Source organism: Pseudomonas sp. GW822-FHT05A08 (genome assembly GCF_058800485.1).
The window spans coordinates 411,205-431,924 of record NZ_CM179511.1; the positions used below are offsets into that span (position 1 = coordinate 411,205).

A 20,720-nucleotide genomic window follows, 5' to 3' on the forward strand; every position below is an offset into this window, starting at 1 on the left:
GTGGAATCAGAAGTCAGTCGAGTGCAACTTAGCCATGATCCACGCGGCATGCATGACGACCCGCTGCTGGATGCCCTGCTAACCCTGTGCTCCTTGCATCAGAAGCCGGCCAGCGCGGCCATGCTGACCACCGGCCTGCCTTTACCCTCCCAGCGCCTGAGCGCCGAGTTGCTGCCGCGCGCCGCCGCTCGCGCCGGCCTGCAGGGGCGTTTGCTGCGGCGCAAGCTGGAGCAGATTCCTGCCATCGCCATGCCGGCCATGCTCTTGCTCAAGGACGGCCGCAGCGCCGTCCTGCTCGGCTGGCAGGGCGAGGACAAGGCCCGCCTGCTGCTCAGCGAGAGCGACGGCGGCGAGGTCAGCGTCAGTCGCCAGATGCTGGCCGACGACTACAGCGGGCAAGTGTTCTTCGCCCAGCCCCAACACAAATTCGACGTCAACCACGGCTCGCTGATTCCTCGCGCCCGCTCCTGGTTCCGCGACACCTTGAAGCGTTCGCGCTGGCTGTACGCCGACGCCATCGCCGCCAGCCTGCTGATCAACGTCATTGCCATGGCCGCGCCGCTGTTCGTGATGAACGTCTACGATCGCGTGGTCCCCAACCAGGCCGCCGCCACCCTGTGGGTGCTGGCCATCGGCATCACTGGCGCCTACCTGTTCGACCTGATTCTCAAGAGTCTGCGCAGCCTGTGCCTGGACCTGGCCGGCAAGAAGACCGACCTGATCATCTCGGCCACGCTGTTCGAGCGCATCGTCGGCATGGCCATGAAGTACCGGCCGGCGCGGGTCGGCAGCTTTGCCCAGAACATCCACGAGTTCCAGAGCCTGCGCGACTTCCTCGCCTCGCTGACCCTAACCAGCCTGATCGACCTGCCGTTCACCCTGCTGATCTTCCTGGTGATCGCGATCCTCGGCGGGCACCTGGTGTGGATTCCGGTGCTGGCCTTCCCGATTGCCCTGGGCATCGGCTATGCCCTGCAGAAACCGCTGATCGCCACCATGGAAAAAACCATGGCCTTGGGCGCCGAGCGCCAGTCGAGCCTGATCGAGACCCTGGCCGGGCTGGACGCGGTGAAGGTCAACAACGCTGAAAGCGAACGCCAGTACCAGTGGGAACAGACCATTGGCACCCTGGGCCGTCTCGAGTTGCGGGTGAAGATGCTCTCCAGCCTGGCGATGAACATCACCCTGCTGATCCAGCAGCTGGCCGGGGTGATCATGATCGTCTTCGGCGTGTACCAGATCATCGACGGCAACCTGAGCATGGGCGGGCTGATCGCCTGCTACATGCTCAGCGGCCGCGCCCTCAGCCCGCTGGCCTCGTTGTCCGGCCTGCTGACCCGCTACCAGCAGGCGCGGGTGACCATGACCTCGGTCGACCAGATGATGGAGCTGCCCCAGGAGCGCAACTTCGACGAGCGCCCCCTGAGCCGCAACGTGCTGCAGGGCGCCATCGAATGCCGGCAGCTGAATTTCACCTACCCGGGGCAGCAGAACCCGGCGTTGAAGAACATCAACCTGGTGGTCAAGCCGGGCGAGAAGATCGGCATCATCGGCCGCAGCGGCTCGGGCAAGAGCTCCCTGGCCAAGCTGCTGGTGGGCCTGTATGCCCCGGACTCCGGCGCCTTGCTGGTGGACGGCGTGGACATCCGGCAGATCGACGTCAGCGAATTGCGCCACAACATCGGTTATGTGGCCCAGGACATCCAGCTGCTGGCCGGCACCCTGCGTGACAACCTGACCTCCGGCGCCCGTTACGTCGAAGACGAACTGGTGCTGCAGGCCGCCGAACTGGCCGGCGTCCACGAGTTCGCCCGCTTGCACCCGCAGGGTTACGAACTGCAGGTCGGCGAGCGCGGGCAGAACCTCTCCGGCGGCCAACGGCAGAACGTCGCCCTGGCCCGGGCCCTGCTGCTCAACCCGCCGATCCTGCTGCTCGACGAACCGACCAGCGCCATGGACAACACGGGTGAAGAACGCTTGAAACAACGCCTGCAAGCCGTGGTGGAAGCCAAGACCGTGGTGCTGGTCACCCACCGTGCCTCGCTGCTGTCGCTGGTGGATCGCCTGCTGGTGATCGACCGCGGGCAGATCCTCGCCGACGGGCCGAAAGCAGTCGTGATGGAAGCGTTGAAGAAGGGGCAGATCAGTGTTGCTTAAATCCGGTTTCAAAGACTCGATCCTGCGCTACTTCAAAGGCACCGAATCGCTGCACGACCAACCCCTGCCCGAGGTCAACAAGGCGCTGATCGAGGATGCGCCGCGGGTTATCCGCCTGACCATCTGGGGCATCATCGGCTTCTTCCTGTTCCTGCTGCTGTGGGCCAACTTCGCGGTGATCGACGAAGTGACCAAGGGCGAGGGCAAGGCGATCCCGTCGTCCAAGGTGCAGAAAATCCAGAACCTGGAAGGCGGTATCGTCTCCGAACTGTTCGTCAAGGAAGGGCAGATCGTCGAAGCCGGCGCCCCGCTGATCCGCCTGGACGACACGCGCTTCAAGTCCAATGTCGGCGAGACCGAGGCCGATCGCCTTTCGATGCTGCTGCGGGTCGAGCGCCTGAGCGCGGAGATCGACAACCGCGAACTGAATTTCCCGGCCGATGCCATGGCCGCCGTGCCTGGCCAGGCGGCCAGCGAAAAGTCGCTGTATGAAAGCCGTCGCCAGCAGTTGCACGACGAAGTCGGCGGCCTGCAGGAACAACTGATCCAGAAGCAGCAGGAACTGCGCGAGTTCACCTCCAAGCAGGCGCAGTACCGCCAGCAACTGAGCCTGCAGCGCCAGGAAATCGCCATGTCCGAGCCGCTGGTGGCCCAGGGCGCGGTGTCGCCGGTGGAAGTGCTGCGGCTCAAGCGCGCCGAAGTCGAGACCCGTGGGCAACTGGACGCCACCACCCTGGCGATTCCCCGTGCCGAATCGGCGATCAAGGAAGTCCAGCGCAAGGTCGACGAAACCCGCGGCAAATTCCGCAGCGAAGCCCTGACCCAGCTCAACGAGGCGCGCACCGAACTGAACAAGGCCAGCGCCACCGGCAAGGCCCTGGAGGACCGGGTCAGCCGGACCCTGGTCACCTCGCCGGTGCGCGGCATCGTCAAGCAACTGATGGTCAACACCATCGGCGGCGTGATCCAGCCGGGCAGCGACATGGTGGAGATCGTGCCGCTGGACGACACCCTGCTGGTGGAAGCGAAGATCCGTCCGCAGGACATCGCCTTCCTGCACCCGGGGCAGGAAGCAGTAGTCAAGTTCACCGCCTATGACTACACCATCTACGGCGGCCTGAAGGCCAAGCTGGAACAGATCGGCGCCGACACCATCACCGACGAAGACAAGAAGACCACCTACTACGTGATCAAGTTGCGCACCGACCGCAGCCACCTGGGCACCGATGAAAAGCCGTTGCTGATCATCCCCGGCATGGTCGCCTCGGTGGACATCATCACCGGCAAGAAAAGCGTGCTCAGCTACCTGCTCAAGCCGATCATCCGCGCCCGTGCCGAGGCGCTGCACGAGCGTTGAGCCATTTGTAGCCGCTGCCGCCAGGCTGCGATAAGGCCCGAAGGGCCTTCAGCGATATTGAAATCGTCACGTCCCCTTCGGGGCCGATCGCAGCCTGGCGGCAGCGGCTACAGGCGCTTGTGCCGGCCTTGGGGCTTGCGGCCGAATCGCCATATAGTTATTCGTTAACGGTATTTAAAGTTCAGTTCTTATATCTATAAAGTCGACTCCCTGCGTACCTGCCGACCAATCGGCGCGCCGCACGAAATGAACCCACACGGGACCTCCGTGAGTTTCTGATCGACGCGCGCGCCACTGGGCGTGCTCTGCGTGGGAGTGATTTATGTCCGTACCCTCTCCAAGTGCCGCGCCCATCGCCGCACAAGCTTTTGATATCCGCCCGTTCCGCGGCGCCGTCGGTGCCGAGATCGTCGGCCTGGACCTGGCCCGGCCGGTCAACGACCAGGACTTCGCGCGCATTCACCGCACGCACCTGGATCATCACGTCGTGGTGTTCCGCGACCAGCGCATCACCCCCGAACAACAGATCGCCTTCAGCCGCCGTTTCGGCGTGCTGCAGATCCACGTGCTCAAGCAGTTCCTGCTGGCCGGGCACCCGGAAATCCTCATCGTTTCCAACATCATCGAAAACGGCCAGTCCATCGGCCTGGGTGACGCCGGCAAGTTCTGGCATTCCGACCTCTCCTACAAGGAACTGCCGAGCCTGGGCTCGATGCTGCACGCCCAGGAGCTGCCAGCCGAGGGTGGCGACACCTTGTTCGCCGACATGCACAAAGCCTGGGACAGCCTGCCTGAAGCGCTGCGCAAGGCGGTCGATGGCCGCTCTGCCGCGCACTCCTACACCGCGCGCTACAGCGAGACCAAGTTCGAGGGCAACTGGCGCCCGACCCTGACCCCGGAGCAACTGGCCCAGGTCCGGGAAGTGGTGCACCCGGTCGTGCGCACCCACCCGGAAAACGGCCGCAAGGCGCTGTTCGTCAGCGAAGGCTTCACCACCCGCATTGTCGGCCTGCCGGAAGACGAGAGCCGCCAGCTGCTCGCCGAGCTGTACGCCCACAGCGTGCTGCCGGAAAACATCTACCGCCACCCATGGCAGCCCCATGACCTGGTGTTCTGGGACAACCGCTCGCTGATCCACCTGGCCGCCGGTTGCCCCAGCCACCTGCGCCGCAAGCTTTATCGCACCACCATCCAGGGCGACGCCCCTTACTGATCGGCCACCCACGGCAGGAGAAACACCATGTCCCAACCTACTCAACGCCTCCCGCGCCTGGGCAAACTGGCGGCCGCCATCGGCCTGGGCTTCAGCCTGCTGGCCGCTGGCCTGGTCGCGCCGACGGCGGCCCATGCCGAAGGCGAGATCCGCATCGCCGAACAGTTCGGCATCGTCTATCTGCTGCTCAACGTGGTGCGCGACCAGAATCTGATCGAAAAACACGGCAAGGAAGAAGGCATCGACATCAAGGTCGACTGGACCCAGCTGTCCGGTGGCGCGGCGGTCAACGACGCCTTGCTCTCCGGCTCCATCGACATCGCCGGGGCCGGCGTCGGCCCGCTGCTGACCATCTGGGACCGCACCCACGGCAAGCAGAACGTCAAGGCGGTGGCGTCGCTGGGCAACTTCCCTTACTACCTGGTGAGCAACAATCCCAAGGTCAAGACCATCGCCGACTTCACCGAGAAGGACCGCATCGCGGTGCCGGCGGTGGGGGTCTCCGTGCAGTCGCGGTTCCTGCAGTACGCGGCGGCCAAGCAATGGGGCGACAAGGAATTCAATCGCCTGGACAAGTACACCATCGCCGTTCCACACCCGGACGCCACGGCGGCGCTGATCGCCGGCGGCACCGAGCTGACCGGGCACTTCTCCAACCCGCCGTTCCAGGACCAGGCGCTGGCCAACCCGAATGTGCATGTGGTGCTCAATACCTACGACCTGCTGGGTCCGAACTCGCCGACCGTGCTGTTCGCCACCGAGAAATTCCGCAGCGAGAACCCGAAAACCTACAAGGCTTTCGTCGAGGCGCTGGCCGAGGCCGCCAACTTCGCCCAGAAGGACAAGGGCGCGGCGGCGGATACCTACATCCGCGTGACCAAGGCCAAGATCGACCGCGAAGCCTTGCTGAAAATCATCGACAACCCGCAGTTCGAATTCACCGTCACCCCGAAAAACACCTACCCGCTGGCTGAATTCCTCTACCGCGTGGGCGCGATCAAGAACAAGCCGCAATCGTGGAAGGACTACTTCTTCCAGGACACCACGCCGCTGCAAGGGAGCTGATCGCCATGAACGCCCCCTTGCAAGGCCACACGGCCAGCAACCCGACCACGGCGGCCCAGGCGCTGCTGGCGGTCGACCAGGTCAGCCTGGAATACCGCACCCCGCAGCGCGTGGTGCGGGCCACCCACCAGGTCAGTTTCGAAATCGATCCCGCCGACCGTTTCGTCCTGCTCGGGCCCTCGGGCTGCGGCAAGTCGACCCTGCTCAAGGCGGTCGCCGGCTTCATCCAGCCCTGCGAGGGCGAGATTCGCCTGCAAGGACAGCGGGTCAGCCAGCCGGGGCCGGACCGGATCGTGGTGTTCCAGGAGTTCGACCAGCTGCCGCCGTGGAAAACCGTGAAACAGAACGTGATGTTCCCGCTGCTGGCGTCGAACACCCTCAACCGTCGCGAGGCCGAGGAGCGCGCGCTGCACTACCTGGACAAGGTCGGCCTGGCGGCGTTTGCCGACGCCTACCCGCACACCCTGTCCGGCGGCATGAAGGCGCGGGTGGCGATAGCACGCGCCCTGGCGATGCAGCCGAAGATCCTGCTGATGGACGAACCCTTCGCCGCCCTCGATGCCTTGACCCGGCGCAAGATGCAGGAGGAGTTGCTGCTGCTCTGGGAAGAGGTGCGCTTCACCCTGCTGTTCGTCACCCACTCCATCGAGGAAGCGCTGGTGGTGGGCAATCGCATCCTGCTGCTGTCGCCCCACCCGGGGCGGGTGCGGGCGGAAATCCACAGCCATCAGTACGACCTGCAAAGCCTCGGCGGCGTGGCGTTCCAGCAGACGGCGCGGCGCATCCACCGGCTGCTGTTCGACGAAGGCCAGTCGCCGGAAACCGAGCGCGAGCTGGATTTCACCGATATCCGTATCGCTTATTGAGCCTTTAAGAGGAACGCCCGATGAGCCATTCATCACCTGTTCGCCAGGAATACGAAGTTGCCCTCGAACCCTTGCTGGCGGTGCCGCTGGAGCGTGAGTTGCCGCTGGGCCAGCGCCTGTGGCAACAAGGCTGGCTGCGCAAGAGCCTGATCCTGATCGTGCTGGCGCTGCTCTGGGAGGCCGTGGCCCGCTACCAGAACAACGACCTGCTGCTACCGAGCTTTTTGCAGACCGCCAGCGCGCTGTACGACGGCCTGCTCAGCGGCGAGCTGCTGGGCAAGGTCGGCATCTCCCTGGTCGTGCTGCTCAAGGGGTACCTGATCGGCATCGCCCTGGCCTTTGCCCTGACCACCCTGGCGGTGTCGACCCAGGTGGGCCGCGACCTGCTGAGCACCCTGACCTCGATGTTCAACCCGTTGCCGGCCATCGCCCTGTTGCCGCTGGCCCTGCTGTGGTTCGGCCTGGGGGAGAACAGCCTGATCTTCGTGCTGGTGCATTCGGTGCTCTGGGCCCTGGCCTTGAATACCTACGCCGGCTTTCTCGGGGTCTCGGAAACCCTGCGCATGGCCGGGCGCAACTACGGGCTCAAGGGCATGCGCTTCGTGCTGTTCATCCTGATCCCGGCGGCGCTGCCGTCGATCCTCGCCGGCCTGAAAATCGGCTGGGCCTTCGCCTGGCGCACCCTGATCGCCGCCGAACTGGTGTTCGGCGCCACCAGCGGCAAGGGCGGCCTGGGCTGGTACATCTTCCAGAACCGCAACGAGCTGTACACCGACAAAGTCTTCGCCGGCCTGGCGGTGGTGATCCTGATCGGCCTGCTGGTGGAGAACCTGGTGTTCGACACCCTGGAGCGGGTCACCGTGAAACGCTGGGGCATGCAACGCTGAGCCCGTAGCGCCCGTAGCCGCTGCCGAGCCCGCGAGGCTGCGCTCGACGGCGCAGCCGGCGCAAAACCTGACAGCACATTTTGTCTGGCACACCGCATGCGTAGGTCTGGCGAGGACTTCGTCCTCGATCGCAGCCTGCGGCAGCGGCTACAGAGAGCGGTGTCCACGGTTGAACTGCCCTCCACGATCCTGTAGCCGCTGCCGAGCCCGCGAGGCTGCGATCGACGGCGCAGCCGGCGCAAAACCTGACAGCGCGTTCTGTCTGGCACACCGCATGCGCAGGTCTGGCGAGGACTTCGTCCTCGATCGCAGCCTGCGGCAGCGGCTACACAGCGTGGTGTCCATGGTTGAACTGCCCTCCACGATCCTGTAGCCGCTGCCGAGCCTGCGAGGCTGCGATCGACGGCGCAGCCGGCGCAAAACCTGACAGCGCGTTCTGTCTGGCACACCGCATGCGCAGGTCTGGCGAGGACTTCGTCCTCGATCGCAGCCTGCGGCAGCGGCTACACAGAGTGGTGTCCCTGGCTGAAATGACCCTGCTAGCATTGCGCCTGACTCATCCCCGATCAGCCACGAGTGCTCAGCATGCAACTCCCGGACATGAACCTTCTGGTCGCCCTCGACGCCCTGCTCGACGAAGGCAGCGTGGTCGGCGCGGCCCGGCGCATGAACCTCAGCCCGGCGGCCATGAGCCGGACCCTCACGCGGATCCGCGAGGCGCTGGGCGACCCGATCCTGGTGCGTGCCGGCCGCGGCCTGGTGCCCACACCCAAGGCCCTGGAACTGCGCGGCCAGGTGCGCGACCTGGTGGAGCAGGCGGCGCTGGTGTTCCGCTCCGGCGATCAGGTCGACCTCGGCACCCTGCGCCGCCGCTTCAACGTGCGCGCCAACGACTTTTTCGTCGGCGTCTATGGCGGCCGCCTGATCGACACCCTGGAGCGCCAGGCGCCCCATTGCGAACTGCGTTTCGTCCCGGAGGGCGATGGCGACGACGAGGCCCTGCGCGAAGGGCGGATCGACCTGCGCATCAGCAACACCCGGCCGCTGACCCCGGAAGTGAAGGTGCAGAACCTGTTCTCCACCACCTTTGTCGGCCTGGTGCGCGAGCATCATCCGTTGCTCGACGAGGAGATCACCGCCGAGCGTTTTGCCGCCTTCCCGCACATCAGCATGTCCCGTCGTGGCATCGCCCGCGGGCCGATCGATGTGGCGCTCGGCGACCTGGGCCTGCAGCGCCGGGTGCCGCTGATCGCGCCGAGCTTCCATGCCGCGATGTTCATGCTGCCGGACTCGGACCTGATCCTGCCGGTGCCCAAGGAAACCCTGCTCAGCGTGTCGCGCCTGGGCCTGCACCTGCGTTCCTTCGCCTTGCCGATTCCCCTGCCGACCCTGGTGCTGACCCAGGCCTGGCACCCGCGCTACGACAAGGACCCGGCGCACAAATGGTTCCGCGAAACCCTGCGCGCCTCCTGCAACGAAACCTGGCGCACCGCCCAGCCTTGAATCCACACCCCCTGTAGCCGCTGCCGAGCAACGCGAGGCTGCGAACGAGGTCGGCGGCATCCGACTTAGCCCTCTCCAGGGAGTGCCCGCGATTGACCTGTTGGATCAGGTTGCCTGGTTTTGCGACGGCTGCGCCGCCGATCGCAGCCTCGCGGGCTCGGCAGCGGCTACAGGTCATCCAATCGTTGCGTTTGATGCACTTATAAGCTGCCGATAAGTCAGTTTTCGTCAGCTGTCGGGCTTTTTACACTGCTTCGGTATTTCTATCGGAGTCGTTCCCTTCATGAGTTCCCTCGCCGTGGCTGTGCCGGCACCCGCTGAAGTGGCCAGCAAACCGGCAGCTGCCAGCCCCGCGGTCTTCGGCCCGCGAATCATCATCGGCCTGCTCGGCGTATTGCTGGCGGTGCTGGTGTCGGGCCTCAACGAAATGGTGACCAAGATCGCCCTGGCCGACATCCGTGGCGCCCTGGCCATCGGCTATGACGAAGGCACCTGGCTGGTGGCCAGTTACACCGCCACCTCGGTGGCGGCCATGGCCTTCGCCCCCTGGTGCTCGGTGACCTTCTCGCTGCGCCGTTTCACCCTTTGCGCCATCGCCCTGTTCACCGTGCTGGGCGTGCTCTGTCCGTTCGCCCCGAACTACCACAGCCTATTGCTGCTGCGCACCGTGCAGGGCCTGGCCGGCGGCGCGTTGCCGCCGATGCTGATGACCGTGGCGCTGCGGTTCCTGCCGGCCAACGTCAAGCTCTACGGCCTGGCCGGCTACGCCCTGACCGCTACCTTCGGCCCGAGCCTGGGCACGCCGCTGGCCGCCCTGTGGACCGAATACGTCGGCTGGCAATGGGCGTTCTGGCAGGTGGTGGCGCCGTGCTTGCTGGCGATGCTCGCGGTGGCCTACGGCCTGCCCCAGGACCCGCTGCGCCTGGAACGCCTCAAGGCTTTCAACTGGCGCGGCCTGCTGCTGGGGTTCCCGGCGATCTGCATGCTGGTGATCGGCATCCTCCAGGGCAATCGCCTGGACTGGTTCGGCTCGCCGCTGATCTGCCTGCTGCTGGGCGGGGGGGCGTTGTTGCTGGTGCTGTTTCTGATCAACGAATGGTCGCAGCCGATTCCGTTCTTCAAGTTGCAGATGCTCGGCATCCGCAACCTGTCGTTCGCTTTGCTGACCCTGGCCGGAGTACTGGTGGTGCTGACCGCGGTGATCATCATTCCGTCCAGTTTCCTGGCCCAGGTCCAGGGCTACCGGCCGTTGCAGACCGCCCCGGTGATGCTGGTGATGGCCCTGCCGCAGCTACTCGCGTTGCCCCTGGTGGCGGCCCTGTGCAACCTGCGCTGGGTCGATTGCCGCTGGGTGCTGGGCATCGGCCTGACGATGCTGGTGCTGTCGTGCCTGGGAGGCGCGCAGCTGACCTCGGCGTGGATTCGCGACGATTTCTACGTGCTGCAACTGTTGCAGATCTTCGGCCAGCCGATGGCGGTGCTGCCATTGCTGATGCTTTCCACCGGCAGTATCCAGCCGATCGAGGGGCCGTTCGCGTCCTCCTGGTTCAACACCGTGAAAGGCCTGGCGGCGGTGATCGCCACCGGCGTGCTGGATGCCCTGACCACTCACCGCCTGCACTTTCACTCGACCATGCTGGTGGACAGCCTCGGCAACTCGCCGCTGAGCGCCGTCGACGCCAGCAACCTCGCCCAGCGCCTGCACCGACAGGCCGTGGTGCTGACCTCCGCCGACCTTTACTACGTCATGGCTGGCGTGGCGGCGGCCTTGATCCTGCTGATTTTCTGGCTGCCGACGCGGATCTATCCGCCACGCGCGCCGACTTGAACGTTCACTGAGACAGAAGGTTTTTATGACGATCCACATCAAACACAAAATCGCCGTCAGCGTGGCGGCGGTCGCGGTCCTGGGTGTGCTGGTGTACCTGGTCACCGGCAAGGCCACCGAGCAGACCACCAACGATGCCTTTGTCAACGCCGACTACACCCTGGTGGCCCCGCGCGTGGCGGGTTTCATCAAGGAAGTGCTGGTGGAAGACAACCAGCGGGTCAAGGCCGGCCAGTTGCTGGCGCTGATCGACGATCGCGACCTGCGCGCCGCGGCCCAGGCGGCGGACGCCGAAACCCTGGTGGCCAAGGCGCAGTTGCAGAACGCCCGCGCCACCCTCGACCGGCAAAGCTCGGTGATCGCCCAGGCCCAGGCCTCGGTGGTGGCCGCGCGGGCGGAAATGGCCTTCGCCGAACATGAACTGAACCGCTACAACCACCTGGCCGGGGTCGGCGCCGGCACGGTGCAGAATGCCCAGCAGGCCAGGACCCGCATCGACCAGGCCAGCGCGCGGCTGGCCACGGCCACCGCGGCGCTGGCGGCGGAACGCAAGCAGGTGGAGATCCTCACCGCCCAGCGCGACGCCGCCGAGGGCGGGCTGAAGCGCGCCCAGGCGTCCCTGGAAATGGCCAGCTACGAGCTGTCCTACACGCGTATCGTCGCGCCGGTGGACGGCATGGTCGGCGAACGCGCGGTGCGGGTCGGCGCCTACGTCACGCCGGGCAGCAAGATCCTCGCCGTGGTGCCGCTGGAGCAGGCCTATGTGGTGGCCAACTTCCAGGAAACCCAGCTGGCCCACATGCACCCCGGGCAACCGGTGCAGGTGCGGGTCGACAGCCTGGACGGCGAAACCCTGCACGGCCGGGTCGAGAGCCTGGCGCCGGCCACCGGGGTGACCTTCGCCGCGGTCAAGCCGGACAACGCCACCGGCAACTTCACCAAGGTGGTGCAGCGCATTCCGGTGAAGATCCTGCTGGAGCCCGGCCAGCCGATGGCCGAGCGTCTGCGGGTCGGGATGTCGGTGGAAGCGAGCGTCGATACCCTGGGTAAGGCCAGCTCCGCGCGTGAGGTGGTGAAGCGATGAGTCGTCTGCTCCAGCCGGTATTCGCCCTGAGCCTGTTGTCCTTGGCCGCCTGCAGTGTCGGCCCGGATTTCCAGCGTCCCGAAGGGCCGCGGGTCGAGGCCTGGGCCACCCCGCAAAAGGTTGCGCCGAGCCAGGTGGTGAGTAGCCCCCTGGACGAGCGCTGGTGGGAGGTCTTCAACGATCCGCAGCTGTCGGCCCTGAGCCGGCGCGTGCTGACCGACAACCTCGACCTGCAACTGGCCACCAGCCGCCTGCAACAGAGCCGCGCGGCGCGCCAGGTGATCACCGCCGAGCGTTATCCGACCAGCAGCGCCAGCGGCGGCTATGCGCGTAAACGCAACAGCGGCGAAGGCTTGAACGATCCGTCGGGGCACGCGGGCAAGTCCGCCTTCAACCTGTGGGACGCCGGCTTCTCGGCTTCCTGGGAACTGGATTTCTGGGGCCGCGTGCGGCGCGAAACCGAGGCCGCCGACGCGACCCTGGAAGTCGCGGAAAATGATCGGCGCGGGGTGCTGCTGTCGGTACTGGCCGAGACCGCCCAGGACTACATCCAGCTGCGCGGCGTGCAGAGCACCCGGGCGGTGACCGAGCAGAACCTCGACGTCGCCCGCCACAGCCTCAAGCTCTCGCAGCTGCGCCTGGCCGACGGCGTGGCCACCGACCTGGACGTGGCCGAAGCCGCCGCGCAGGTGGCGACCATCGAGTCGCAACTACCGGCCTTGCAGCAGCGCCAGGCGCAACTGATCAACGCCCTGAGCCTGCTGATGGGTGAGCCGCCCCAGGCCCTGCATGCGCAGCTGGCGGCGGATGCGCCGGTGCCGCAAACCCCGCGCCAGGTCGCCATCGGCCTGCCGTCGCAACTGGCCGAACGCCGCCCGGACATCCGCCAGGCCGAAGCCCGCCTGCATGCCGCCACCGCCAGCATCGGCGTGGCCAAGGGTGACTTTTATCCGCGCATCACCCTGTCGGGCAACTTCGGTTCCCAGGCCATGCAGCTGTCGGACTTCGGCTCCTGGGGCTCGCGCCAGTTCGGCATCGGCCCGCAGTTCAGCCTGCCGCTGTTCGACGGCGGCCGCCTGCGCGGCATGCTGCATCTGCGCGAAGCCCAGCAGCAGGAAGCGGCCGTCGCCTACCAGCAGACCGTGCTGCGCGCCTGGCATGAAATCGACGACCAGCTGACCCGCTACAACAGCAGCCAGCTGCGCCGCGACAGCCTCGCCGAAGCCGTGCGGCAGAACCAGATCGCCCTGCGCACCGCGCAACAGCAGTACGTCGAAGGCGTGGTGGACTTCGTCAACGTCCTCACCGTCCAGGGCGCCTTGCTCGCCACCCAGGAACAACTGGTGGAAAGCTCGACCGGCGTTTCCCTGGCCATGGTTGGCCTGTACAAGGCGCTGGGCGGAGGCTGGGAGTCGGTGTATCCGTTGGCGGCTGCACAGCCTTGAGCCGCCTCGCCAGTACCCCGGCTTGATGGCCGGTTTTTTCACCCCAACGGCCAGCGAACTTAATCGCTGCGTACGGGGTTGAGTACGGCTGATCTATGCCGGGCTGATATCGACGTCAATGTCGGGCCGCAACAAAAGTGTTTCTGTGCCCTGGCTCGGCATTGCGCCATTTCCCGCACTGAACGTTTTGCACCGGCGTAGCGAAGGGGGCAAGGCGTGGCGGGGGGAAGACTATGAGCGCTTGTTGCCGATTACGCTTGGGCGGGCACGATCCGCGCAAGTCCGCCGTCGCCCACTGAAGATGCGCTTTGCCTGGAAGGCGGCAAAAGTGTAATGATAATTGCTCTCAATCACGTGCGGTTCCATTCATGGAAGCAACGACTGACGGCAAGGTGCAGCTTCATCGTCTCTATCGCGACCATCACGGCTGGCTGCAAGGCTGGTTGCGCAAGCGCCTGGGCGATCGCGAGCATGCGGCGGACGTGGCGCAGGATACGTTCCTGCGCTTGCTGGTATCGGGGCGTTTTCCCGGGCACCTGGAGAGCCGCAGTTACCTGGCGCAGATCGCCCGCAACCTGGTGATCGACCAGTGGCGGCGCCTGCGCATCGAGCGCGCTTACCTGGAAAGCATCGCCCATCTGCCCGAGCCGCAATCGCCTTCGCTGGAGACCCGTGCGTTGATTCTCGAAACCCTGATGCAGGTCGACGCCATGCTCGATCGCATGCCGGACAAGGTGCGCCAGGCCTTTGTGTTGTCGCAGTTCGAGGGCCTGACCTACGCGCAGATCGCCGAGCGCCTCGGGGTCACCGTCAGCTCGGTGCAGAAGTACATGATCCGCGCCATCCAGGCCTGTTATCAGGTGGTCTACGAAGAATGAGCCGGCACCGCGACGCCCCCATCGCCCCGGCCATCGTCGAGCAGGCCAGTGAATGGCTGATGCTGCACTGGGGCGGTGAACTGGATGCCGAACAGCGCCAGGCCTTTGCCCGCTGGCAAACCGCCGACCCCGAGCACCAGCGTGCCTGGCAGCGTTTGCAGCAGCTGCAACAGACCCTGGGCGGCGTGCCGGCCGACAGTGCGCGCGCGGTGTTGCGTGAGATCCCCGATCCCCAACGACGTTCGGCGCTGAAGCTGCTGGGCCTGCTGCTGGTCGCCGGCGGCAGCGCCTACCTGGTGCAAGGCAGCCAGCCCTGGCGCAACGCGTGGGCCGGCCAGCGCACGGCAACCGGCGAGATCCGCCACCTGACCCTCAGCGACGGCACCCGGCTGGACCTCAACAGCGGCACGGCCGTCGATCTGCTGTACAGCGACCGGGAGCGACGCATCCGTCTGATCAGTGGGGAAATCCAGCTGAGCAGCGGCCGCGACCGCTCGCGGCCGTTGATCGTGGAAACCCCGGCCGGCGATATCCAGGCCCTGGGCACCCGTTTCACCGTGCGGGAAGTCGACGGCGGCACTCGGGTCAGCCTGTACGAGGGCGAGTTGCGGATCAGCCCGCGACAGGCGCCGGCGCTGCACCTGCAGGCCGGCAACAGCCTGTGGTTCGACGCCGGCTCGGTGTCGGCGCTGCAGGTGGCTGAGCCAAATGCCAGCAGCTGGAGCCAGGGGCGATTGATCGCCGAGCGCCAGCCGCTGGGGCAGTTCATCAAAGAGCTGTCGCGCTATCGGCCGGGCGTCCTGCGCTGTGACGCCGAGGTCGCCGACCTGCTGTTGACCGGGGTCTTCCCCCTCGATGACAGCGACGCGATTCTCGCCGCGCTGGAGCGCTCGCTGCCGGTACGGGCGCAGGCGGTCACCCGTTATTGGGTGACGCTCAAGCCAAGGGCCTGAAGGCTCGCGTTTGAAATAATCCGGATTGCCCCTTGTCGTTTTTTTCAGCCCGTTCGGGATACCTCTTGAAAGCCGATCAAGACGCATTCTCATGGGGAGTTCCGGAATGCCTTACCAACCGACACCAACCACTCAAACCCTGGCCAGCGCCGTGCGCCGTGGCCTGTTCGCCGGCCTGCTGGCCGTGGCGCCGGTGCTGCCCGGCATGGCCCAGGCCGAAACCGCCAGCCAGAGCGAGTCGCGCCAGTACAACATCGCGGCCGGCAACCTCGACCAAGCCCTGAACCGCTTTGCCAGCGCGGCGGGCATTCTGTTGTCGGTGGATGCCCAGATGACCGCGGGCAAGCGCAGCCCTGGCTTGCAGGGACGTTATCCGGTAGCCGAAGGCTTGCAGCGCTTGCTGGCCGGCAGCGGGTTGCAGGCACAGCAGGCGGGTGGTGGCTGGCTGCTGGTGCCGGTGAGTCAGGACGGCCCGCTGCAACTGGGGGCGACCCAGGTCAGTGCCGCACAGGTCGAGGAGAGTGCCTGGGGGCCGGTGCAGGGCATCGTCGCCAAGCGCAGCGCCACGGGGAGCAAGACTGACTCGGCGCTGGTGGAGATCCCCCAGACCATCAACGTGATCACCGCCGCGGAAGTCAGCGCTCGCGGGGCCCAGAGCGTCACCGAAGCCCTGCGCTACACGCCGGGCATGACCGGCGGCGGCTTCGCCGACCGAGTGAAGATTTTCGATGAGCCGACATCCCGTGGCTTCTCGCCCACCCCGCTGTACCTGGACGGCCTGCACCTGCCCTATGGCGGCGGCAGCACCGGCGGCGCCCTGCAGATCGAACCCTTTTCCCTGGAGCGCATCGAGGTGCTCAAGGGCCCGGCGTCGGTGTTGTACGGGCAGAATCAGCCGGGCGGCATCGTCAACATGGTCAGCAAGCGCCCGACCGAGACGCCGTTGCATAAAGTCGTGCTGCGGGCCGGCAACTACGACTACAAAAGCGCCGCCATCGACCTGGGCGGCCCGCTGGATGAGCAAGGCCAGTTTCTTTATCGCCTCACCGGGGTGGTCAACGACAGCCAGTCGGAGATCGACTATGTCGAGCAGAAGCGTCAGTTCATCGCCCCGAGCCTGACCTGGCGGCCCAGCGAAGACACCAGCCTGACGCTCTTCGCCCAATTCCAGAAAGACAACGATGTGCCCGAGGCCCAGGGCCTGCCGAGCGTGGGCACGGTGTTCGCCAACCCCAACGGCAAGATCGATCGCGACCTGTTCCTCGGCGAGCCGGGGGTCAACGCCTATGACCGTGAGCAGTTCGTGCTGGGCTATGAGTTTTCCCATCGCCTGAACGACACCTGGACCCTGAAGCAGAACACCCGCTACGCCGATGTCGACGACCGTTACCGCGCGCCGCTGCACGGCTATCGCTTCGTCACCAACCCCAAGACCGGGCTCAACGACCAGCGCTACAGCACCCGTTACGGCGTGGACTGGAAGCAGCACAACAAGGTGCTGGGTGTGGATAACATCGCCCAGGCCGAGTTCGACACCGGGGCCTTCAACCACACCCTGATCGTCGGGCTCGACTACTACCACTTCAACTCCAAGTTCGACGGCAAGTACGACTTCAACCCGCCGATCATCGACCTGTTCACCCCGACCTACGGCCAGTCGCTGAATTTCGGCAACCCTTATCGCTGGGACAACACCATCACCCAGACCGGCCTGTACCTGCAGGACCAGATCAAGCTCGATCAGTGGATCTTCGTGCTCGGCGGTCGCTACGACTGGGCCGAGGTCGACAACAAGACCCCGTTGAATGGCGGCCACACCAACAGCAAGGACCAGGCGTTCACCGGGCGCGCGGGCATCGTCTACCTGTTCGAAAATGGCCTGGCGCCTTTTGTCAGCTATTCGGAATCCTTCCTGCCGCAAAGCGGCACCAACGTCGGCGGCCAGCCCTTCGATCCTTCCACCGGCAAGCAATATGAAGTGGGGGTGAAATACCAGCCGCCGGGGCAGAGCAGTTTCGTGCAGATCTCGGCCTATGAGCTGGAGCAGGAAAACCTGCTGACGAGCGACCTGGGCAACCCGGGTTTCAGCACCCAGAGCGGCGCGCTGCGTTCCCGGGGCATCGAGCTGGAAGGCAAGGCCAGCCTCACTGAAGCGCTGGACGTGATTGCCTCGATGTCGCGCAACGACATCAAGTACACCAAGGACAACGATGGGCGCAAAGGCCGGCATCCGGCGGGCAACCCACCGCTGACCGCGGCGTTGTGGGTCAACTACAGGCTGCTGGGCGATACGCCTCTGGCCGGTCTTGGCGCGGGTGTGGGCGCGCGTTATGTGCGCGGCAGCTATGGCGACTATTACGCCGGGGCGTTCCAGATTCCTTCCTACACCGTGTACGACGCCGCTCTCACCTACGACTTGAGCATGTCGCCGCTGCAATGGAAGGGCGTGAAGCTGGCGCTCAACGTGAAGAACCTGGAGAACAAGACCTACGTCGACCGTTGCGCCGGCACATTCGACTGCTATTACGGCGAAGGCCGGACCATGGTTTCGAGCCTGAGCTACGACTGGTAAGGCGCCTCAGCGCGGATTCTGCAAAAACACCACATACCCCCTGAACCACGGGCTGTCTCGCAGATAGCCCGGCTCCTGCCATTCGCCGCCCTGGATCAACCCCACCTTGAACGGCAGGCCCATGCGGTCGAGGCGGGGCAGGTAGGCGGCGTAGTTGGGGATGCTGTGGCGGCCCTGGTAGGTCTGCACCACCACTTCGTCGACGACGCCCTTGAGCCCGGCGATGGCCTCGGGGTTGGCGTTGCTGCTCCAGTCCATCAGGCCGGTGATGCTCAGGCGGTACTGCGCAGGCAGGCGCTGGCGCAGGTCGCGCAGGAAGCTGGCGTACTCGTCGAGGTAGCGGGTGCGGGCGTCGAAATCGATCTGGATGCCGACCACCGGGTTGCCGGCCTGCTGCCAGCGCTGCACCTGGCCCAGCAGCTGGCGGTAGACCGGTTCCGGCCAGTGCAGGGTGTGGGCGCGATAGACCACCCAGACCTCGCCCTGGCGCAGGCGCGGAATGGCCATGCCCTGGGCGATGAAGTGCACGTTGCCGCTCGGGTCGCGGCGCGAACGGCTGACCTGCCCTTGCAGGATGTACAGGGTCTTGGCCTGGTTCAGCACCGGCTGCGGGGCGACGCCGCTCCACAGCCAGAAGGCATCGTGATCGCGGGCGTCGACCGCCGCCTGGGCACTGCCGGCCAGCAACAGCCAGACCGGCAGCAGGCATCGCCAGAAGCGACTCATGCTTACCAGTAGTACTGCAGCGACTTGCCCCACTGGGTGTCGGCGAAGGTGCCTTTGAGCTGGCGGAACCAGGCCTTGCGCACCGCGGGCTCCACATCTTTGCCGCCACAGCGGTTGTTGCCCGAGGACGCAAAGCAATTGATCGCGCGGTACAGGGCGTAGGCACGGTCGTCGCGTGGCGCCTTGCTGTTGGCGATCACCTGTTTGTAGCCCTCGAGGCGGGAGAACGGTTCGCCCTTGAAGGCCGACGGCGTACCGCCCAGGGACTGCTTGTCGGGCTGGCTGTCCAGCGGCATGCCGTCCAGGCCGTTGCGCAGGATGAACTCACCGAGGCAGTTCAAGCCTTGCGGGCTTTTCCCATCCTTCTCCAATGCCGCCGCGGTTTCTGCGATGCTCGGGCAGACGTAGCCGGACTCGGCCTCTTTGCCGTTCCACTGGAACAGCTTGAGCGACTGGCCGTTGCTGTAGACGTAACCCAGGCTGTAGCCAAGCTTGTCTTCAGGGGTGCTGGCGGGAAGCTGCGCAAGGTCGCTGGCAAAGGCCGCGTACTGGCCGCGCAGCAGGTCCTTGTAGAGCAGCACGAACTGCGCGGTATTACGTTCCACCGGGTCGGCGGCCTGGCCGATCTGCTGGCGCAGCAACCCGGCGTCGGCCACATGGCGCAGCAGGGTGAAGCGCACCTGCGGGCTTTGGATCGGCGAGTCGGCGGCGAACACCTTGGCCAGTTGCTGGTTGCGCTCGTAGTTCATGGCCAGGGCCAGCTCCAGCTGTTCCCGTTGCAACGGTTGCTTGGCCAGGGGCAGCAGTTGCAACCACAGGGCCTGTGCGCCCGAGGCGTCGTTTTTCGCTTCCAGGGCCAGGCCGCGCAGGGTCTGCTGGCTGAAGGCGAGGTAGTCGAGCTTGGCCGCAGGCTCGGCGGGCAGAAGTTTCAGCGCGGCGTCGGGGTCGTTGTCGACGTACAGGGCGAAGGCCGCTTGCAGGTAGTCGTACAGCGCCGGTTGCCCGGCGAAGACCGCCTTCTGTTGCTGCAAGGCGGCGCGGGTCAGCCGGCCTTCGGCTTGCTCGCGCATCCACATCAGGTCGTTGACCGCCAGCAGCAGGGGCGTGCTGACCGGGTTGCGGTTGACCATCAGCAGCTTGGTGTCGACTTCTTCCACCAGATCGTCCAGCGACAGGTTGCGCTGTTCGTCCTTGGCCTGGGTCATTTGCCAGGCGTAGTCGGCGGCGAGTTTGTCGGGGTTGCCGTCCAGCCAGTGCACCCGGCGCAGCAGGCCCTTGGCCGACGCGACGTAGGCACCCTGTGGATAAGTTTGCAGGTAGGCGTCGAAGCCGGCTTCGGCCTGTTGCAGGGTGGACTTATCCACATGCTCGAGCGCCGGCATACCGTATTCGTCGAAGGCGTTTTGCTGGGCGCTGTTGAGGGCCGTGCGGGCGTTCATGTACAGCGCGGTTTCTTTCAGCCAGGCATTCGGGCTGTCCTTGAGCGTGGCGAACGCCGCGCCGGCCTCGCTGAAGCGGCCGCTGTAGAAGTTGCCGGCGGCCTGTAGATAAGTGGCGAAACCCTTGCCCAGCGGTGTCTGCAGATCGGTCGGCAGCAGGCTGGCCAGTTGCGGGCTGTCCCAGTTGCAGGCGGCGAGCAGCTTGACCCGGCTCTGCGCCAGTGCCTGGCGTTCGCTGGCCGGCAGGTCGGCGGCGATCAGTTGGTCGACAAATACCTGGGCGCTGGCGTCCGAGTTGCTGCGGCAGCGGCTGCCTTCGCCGGACAGGAAGGCATCGCCGGCCGCCTGAGGAGCTTCGCGCACCACCTGCAAGGCTTCCAGGCGGCCGTTGAGGTCAGTGTCGGCGCTGGCTGCCGGTGCATCCGCCGCTTCGGGGTCGGGCGCCGGGTTCAGGCGAGACACCGAAAACGGCACCGGCCCATACCCTTCGGCCAGGTCGTCGGCGTCCAGCGCTTTCGGCGCCAGGGGCAAGGCACCACTGTCGGCCAGCAACAGGCGCAGGTTCACTCGGCTGTCGTTGCCCGGGTTGAGAAACGGCAGGCTGCTACAGCTTTCGAGGTTTTTTTTGAGCAGGGTCCAGTGCGGGTAACAGGAATCGTCGGAGCTGGCCTGGGCCTGATTGCAGAGGAGGGCGCCGAGCGCCAGTGTCAAAGACGACAAAAGACCGATACGCATGAATTGTCCTTA

The 20,720-nt window shown here is 65.7% G+C and carries 15 protein-coding genes; 13 read left to right on the forward strand and 2 right to left on the reverse strand.

The window, feature by feature from the left end:
- The 13 genes from AC3RCP_RS01880 (at position 1) to AC3RCP_RS01940 (ending at position 17,808) form a co-directional block, all read left to right on the forward strand.
- Positions 1–2,157 (forward strand): type I secretion system permease/ATPase, encoded by a 2,157-nt coding sequence (locus AC3RCP_RS01880; RefSeq protein ID WP_037035296.1) that lies wholly within the window; start codon positions 1–3, stop codon positions 2,155–2,157.
- Positions 2,147–3,514 (forward strand): HlyD family type I secretion periplasmic adaptor subunit, encoded by a 1,368-nt coding sequence (locus AC3RCP_RS01885; protein WP_007928658.1) that lies wholly within the window; start codon positions 2,147–2,149, stop codon positions 3,512–3,514. The genes AC3RCP_RS01880 and AC3RCP_RS01885 overlap by 11 nt, the downstream gene beginning before the upstream one ends.
- A 322-nt stretch (positions 3,515–3,836) precedes the next feature.
- On the forward strand, positions 3,837–4,727 hold the full coding sequence (locus tag AC3RCP_RS01890) for a TauD/TfdA dioxygenase family protein (RefSeq protein WP_492571771.1): 891 nt from the start codon (positions 3,837–3,839) through the stop codon (positions 4,725–4,727).
- Between the two features lie 27 nt (positions 4,728–4,754).
- Positions 4,755–5,792, forward strand: coding sequence for an ABC transporter substrate-binding protein (locus tag AC3RCP_RS01895; protein WP_007928655.1), 1,038 nt, complete (start codon positions 4,755–4,757; stop codon positions 5,790–5,792).
- Positions 5,793–5,797: 5 nt separating this feature from the next.
- Positions 5,798–6,658, forward strand: a complete 861-nt coding sequence (locus tag AC3RCP_RS01900) for an ABC transporter ATP-binding protein (RefSeq protein ID WP_007928654.1) — start codon at positions 5,798–5,800, stop codon at positions 6,656–6,658.
- A 20-nt stretch (positions 6,659–6,678) separates the two neighbouring features.
- Entirely contained in the window at positions 6,679–7,545 is an 867-nt protein-coding gene (locus AC3RCP_RS01905; RefSeq protein ID WP_007928653.1) for an ABC transporter permease, read from the forward strand.
- Between the two features lie 585 nt (positions 7,546–8,130).
- Positions 8,131–9,048 (forward strand): LysR family transcriptional regulator, encoded by a 918-nt coding sequence (locus tag AC3RCP_RS01910; RefSeq protein ID WP_101336420.1) that lies wholly within the window; start codon positions 8,131–8,133, stop codon positions 9,046–9,048.
- 283 nt (positions 9,049–9,331) lie between these two features.
- The gene (locus AC3RCP_RS01915) at positions 9,332–10,876 is read left to right on the forward strand and encodes an MFS transporter (protein WP_492571770.1); all 1,545 of its coding nucleotides are present in this window, start codon (positions 9,332–9,334) and stop codon (positions 10,874–10,876) included.
- Positions 10,877–10,901: 25 nt separating this feature from the next.
- Positions 10,902–11,960, forward strand: a complete 1,059-nt coding sequence (locus tag AC3RCP_RS01920; protein ID WP_492571769.1) for an HlyD family secretion protein — start codon at positions 10,902–10,904, stop codon at positions 11,958–11,960.
- Positions 11,957–13,405: an efflux transporter outer membrane subunit gene (locus tag AC3RCP_RS01925; protein WP_492571768.1), complete on the forward strand. Its 1,449-nt coding sequence runs from the start codon at positions 11,957–11,959 to the stop codon at positions 13,403–13,405. The genes AC3RCP_RS01920 and AC3RCP_RS01925 overlap by 4 nt, the downstream gene beginning before the upstream one ends.
- A 368-nt stretch (positions 13,406–13,773) precedes the next feature.
- Positions 13,774–14,283: a sigma-70 family RNA polymerase sigma factor gene (locus AC3RCP_RS01930; protein ID WP_053259176.1), complete on the forward strand. Its 510-nt coding sequence runs from the start codon at positions 13,774–13,776 to the stop codon at positions 14,281–14,283.
- Positions 14,280–15,236: a FecR domain-containing protein gene (locus AC3RCP_RS01935; RefSeq protein ID WP_492571767.1), complete on the forward strand. Its 957-nt coding sequence runs from the start codon at positions 14,280–14,282 to the stop codon at positions 15,234–15,236. Before AC3RCP_RS01930 ends, AC3RCP_RS01935 begins: the two co-directional genes overlap by 4 nt.
- Positions 15,237–15,342: 106 nt before the next feature.
- Positions 15,343–17,808: a TonB-dependent siderophore receptor gene (locus AC3RCP_RS01940; RefSeq protein WP_053259178.1), complete on the forward strand. Its 2,466-nt coding sequence runs from the start codon at positions 15,343–15,345 to the stop codon at positions 17,806–17,808.
- A gap of 6 nt (positions 17,809–17,814) precedes the next feature.
- Here AC3RCP_RS01940 and AC3RCP_RS01945 read toward each other — a convergent pair whose 3' ends face one another.
- On the reverse strand, positions 17,815–18,534 hold the full coding sequence (locus AC3RCP_RS01945; RefSeq protein ID WP_492571766.1) for a DUF3142 domain-containing protein: 720 nt from the start codon (positions 18,532–18,534) through the stop codon (positions 17,815–17,817).
- Between the two features lie 2 nt (positions 18,535–18,536).
- The gene (locus AC3RCP_RS01950; RefSeq protein ID WP_492571764.1) at positions 18,537–20,708 is read right to left on the reverse strand and encodes a PA5441 family protein; all 2,172 of its coding nucleotides are present in this window, start codon (positions 20,706–20,708) and stop codon (positions 18,537–18,539) included.
- Positions 20,709–20,720: the final 12 nt, after the last annotated feature.

Coding starts and splice junctions, on each gene's coding strand:
- AC3RCP_RS01890 (WP_492571771.1), top strand. CDS start 3,837: ATGTCCGTACCCTCTCCAAGTGCCGCGCCCATCGCCGCACAAGCTTTT.
- AC3RCP_RS01895 (WP_007928655.1), top strand. CDS start 4,755: ATGTCCCAACCTACTCAACGCCTCCCGCGCCTGGGCAAACTGGCGGCC.
- AC3RCP_RS01900 (WP_007928654.1), top strand. CDS start 5,798: ATGAACGCCCCCTTGCAAGGCCACACGGCCAGCAACCCGACCACGGCG.
- AC3RCP_RS01905 (WP_007928653.1), top strand. CDS start 6,679: ATGAGCCATTCATCACCTGTTCGCCAGGAATACGAAGTTGCCCTCGAA.
- AC3RCP_RS01910 (WP_101336420.1), top strand. CDS start 8,131: ATGCAACTCCCGGACATGAACCTTCTGGTCGCCCTCGACGCCCTGCTC.
- AC3RCP_RS01915 (WP_492571770.1), top strand. CDS start 9,332: ATGAGTTCCCTCGCCGTGGCTGTGCCGGCACCCGCTGAAGTGGCCAGC.
- AC3RCP_RS01920 (WP_492571769.1), top strand. CDS start 10,902: ATGACGATCCACATCAAACACAAAATCGCCGTCAGCGTGGCGGCGGTC.
- AC3RCP_RS01925 (WP_492571768.1), top strand. CDS start 11,957: ATGAGTCGTCTGCTCCAGCCGGTATTCGCCCTGAGCCTGTTGTCCTTG.
- AC3RCP_RS01930 (WP_053259176.1), top strand. CDS start 13,774: ATGGAAGCAACGACTGACGGCAAGGTGCAGCTTCATCGTCTCTATCGC.
- AC3RCP_RS01935 (WP_492571767.1), top strand. CDS start 14,280: ATGAGCCGGCACCGCGACGCCCCCATCGCCCCGGCCATCGTCGAGCAG.
- AC3RCP_RS01940 (WP_053259178.1), top strand. CDS start 15,343: ATGCCTTACCAACCGACACCAACCACTCAAACCCTGGCCAGCGCCGTG.
- AC3RCP_RS01945 (WP_492571766.1), bottom strand. CDS start 18,534: ATGAGTCGCTTCTGGCGATGCCTGCTGCCGGTCTGGCTGTTGCTGGCC.
- AC3RCP_RS01950 (WP_492571764.1), bottom strand. CDS start 20,708: ATGCGTATCGGTCTTTTGTCGTCTTTGACACTGGCGCTCGGCGCCCTC.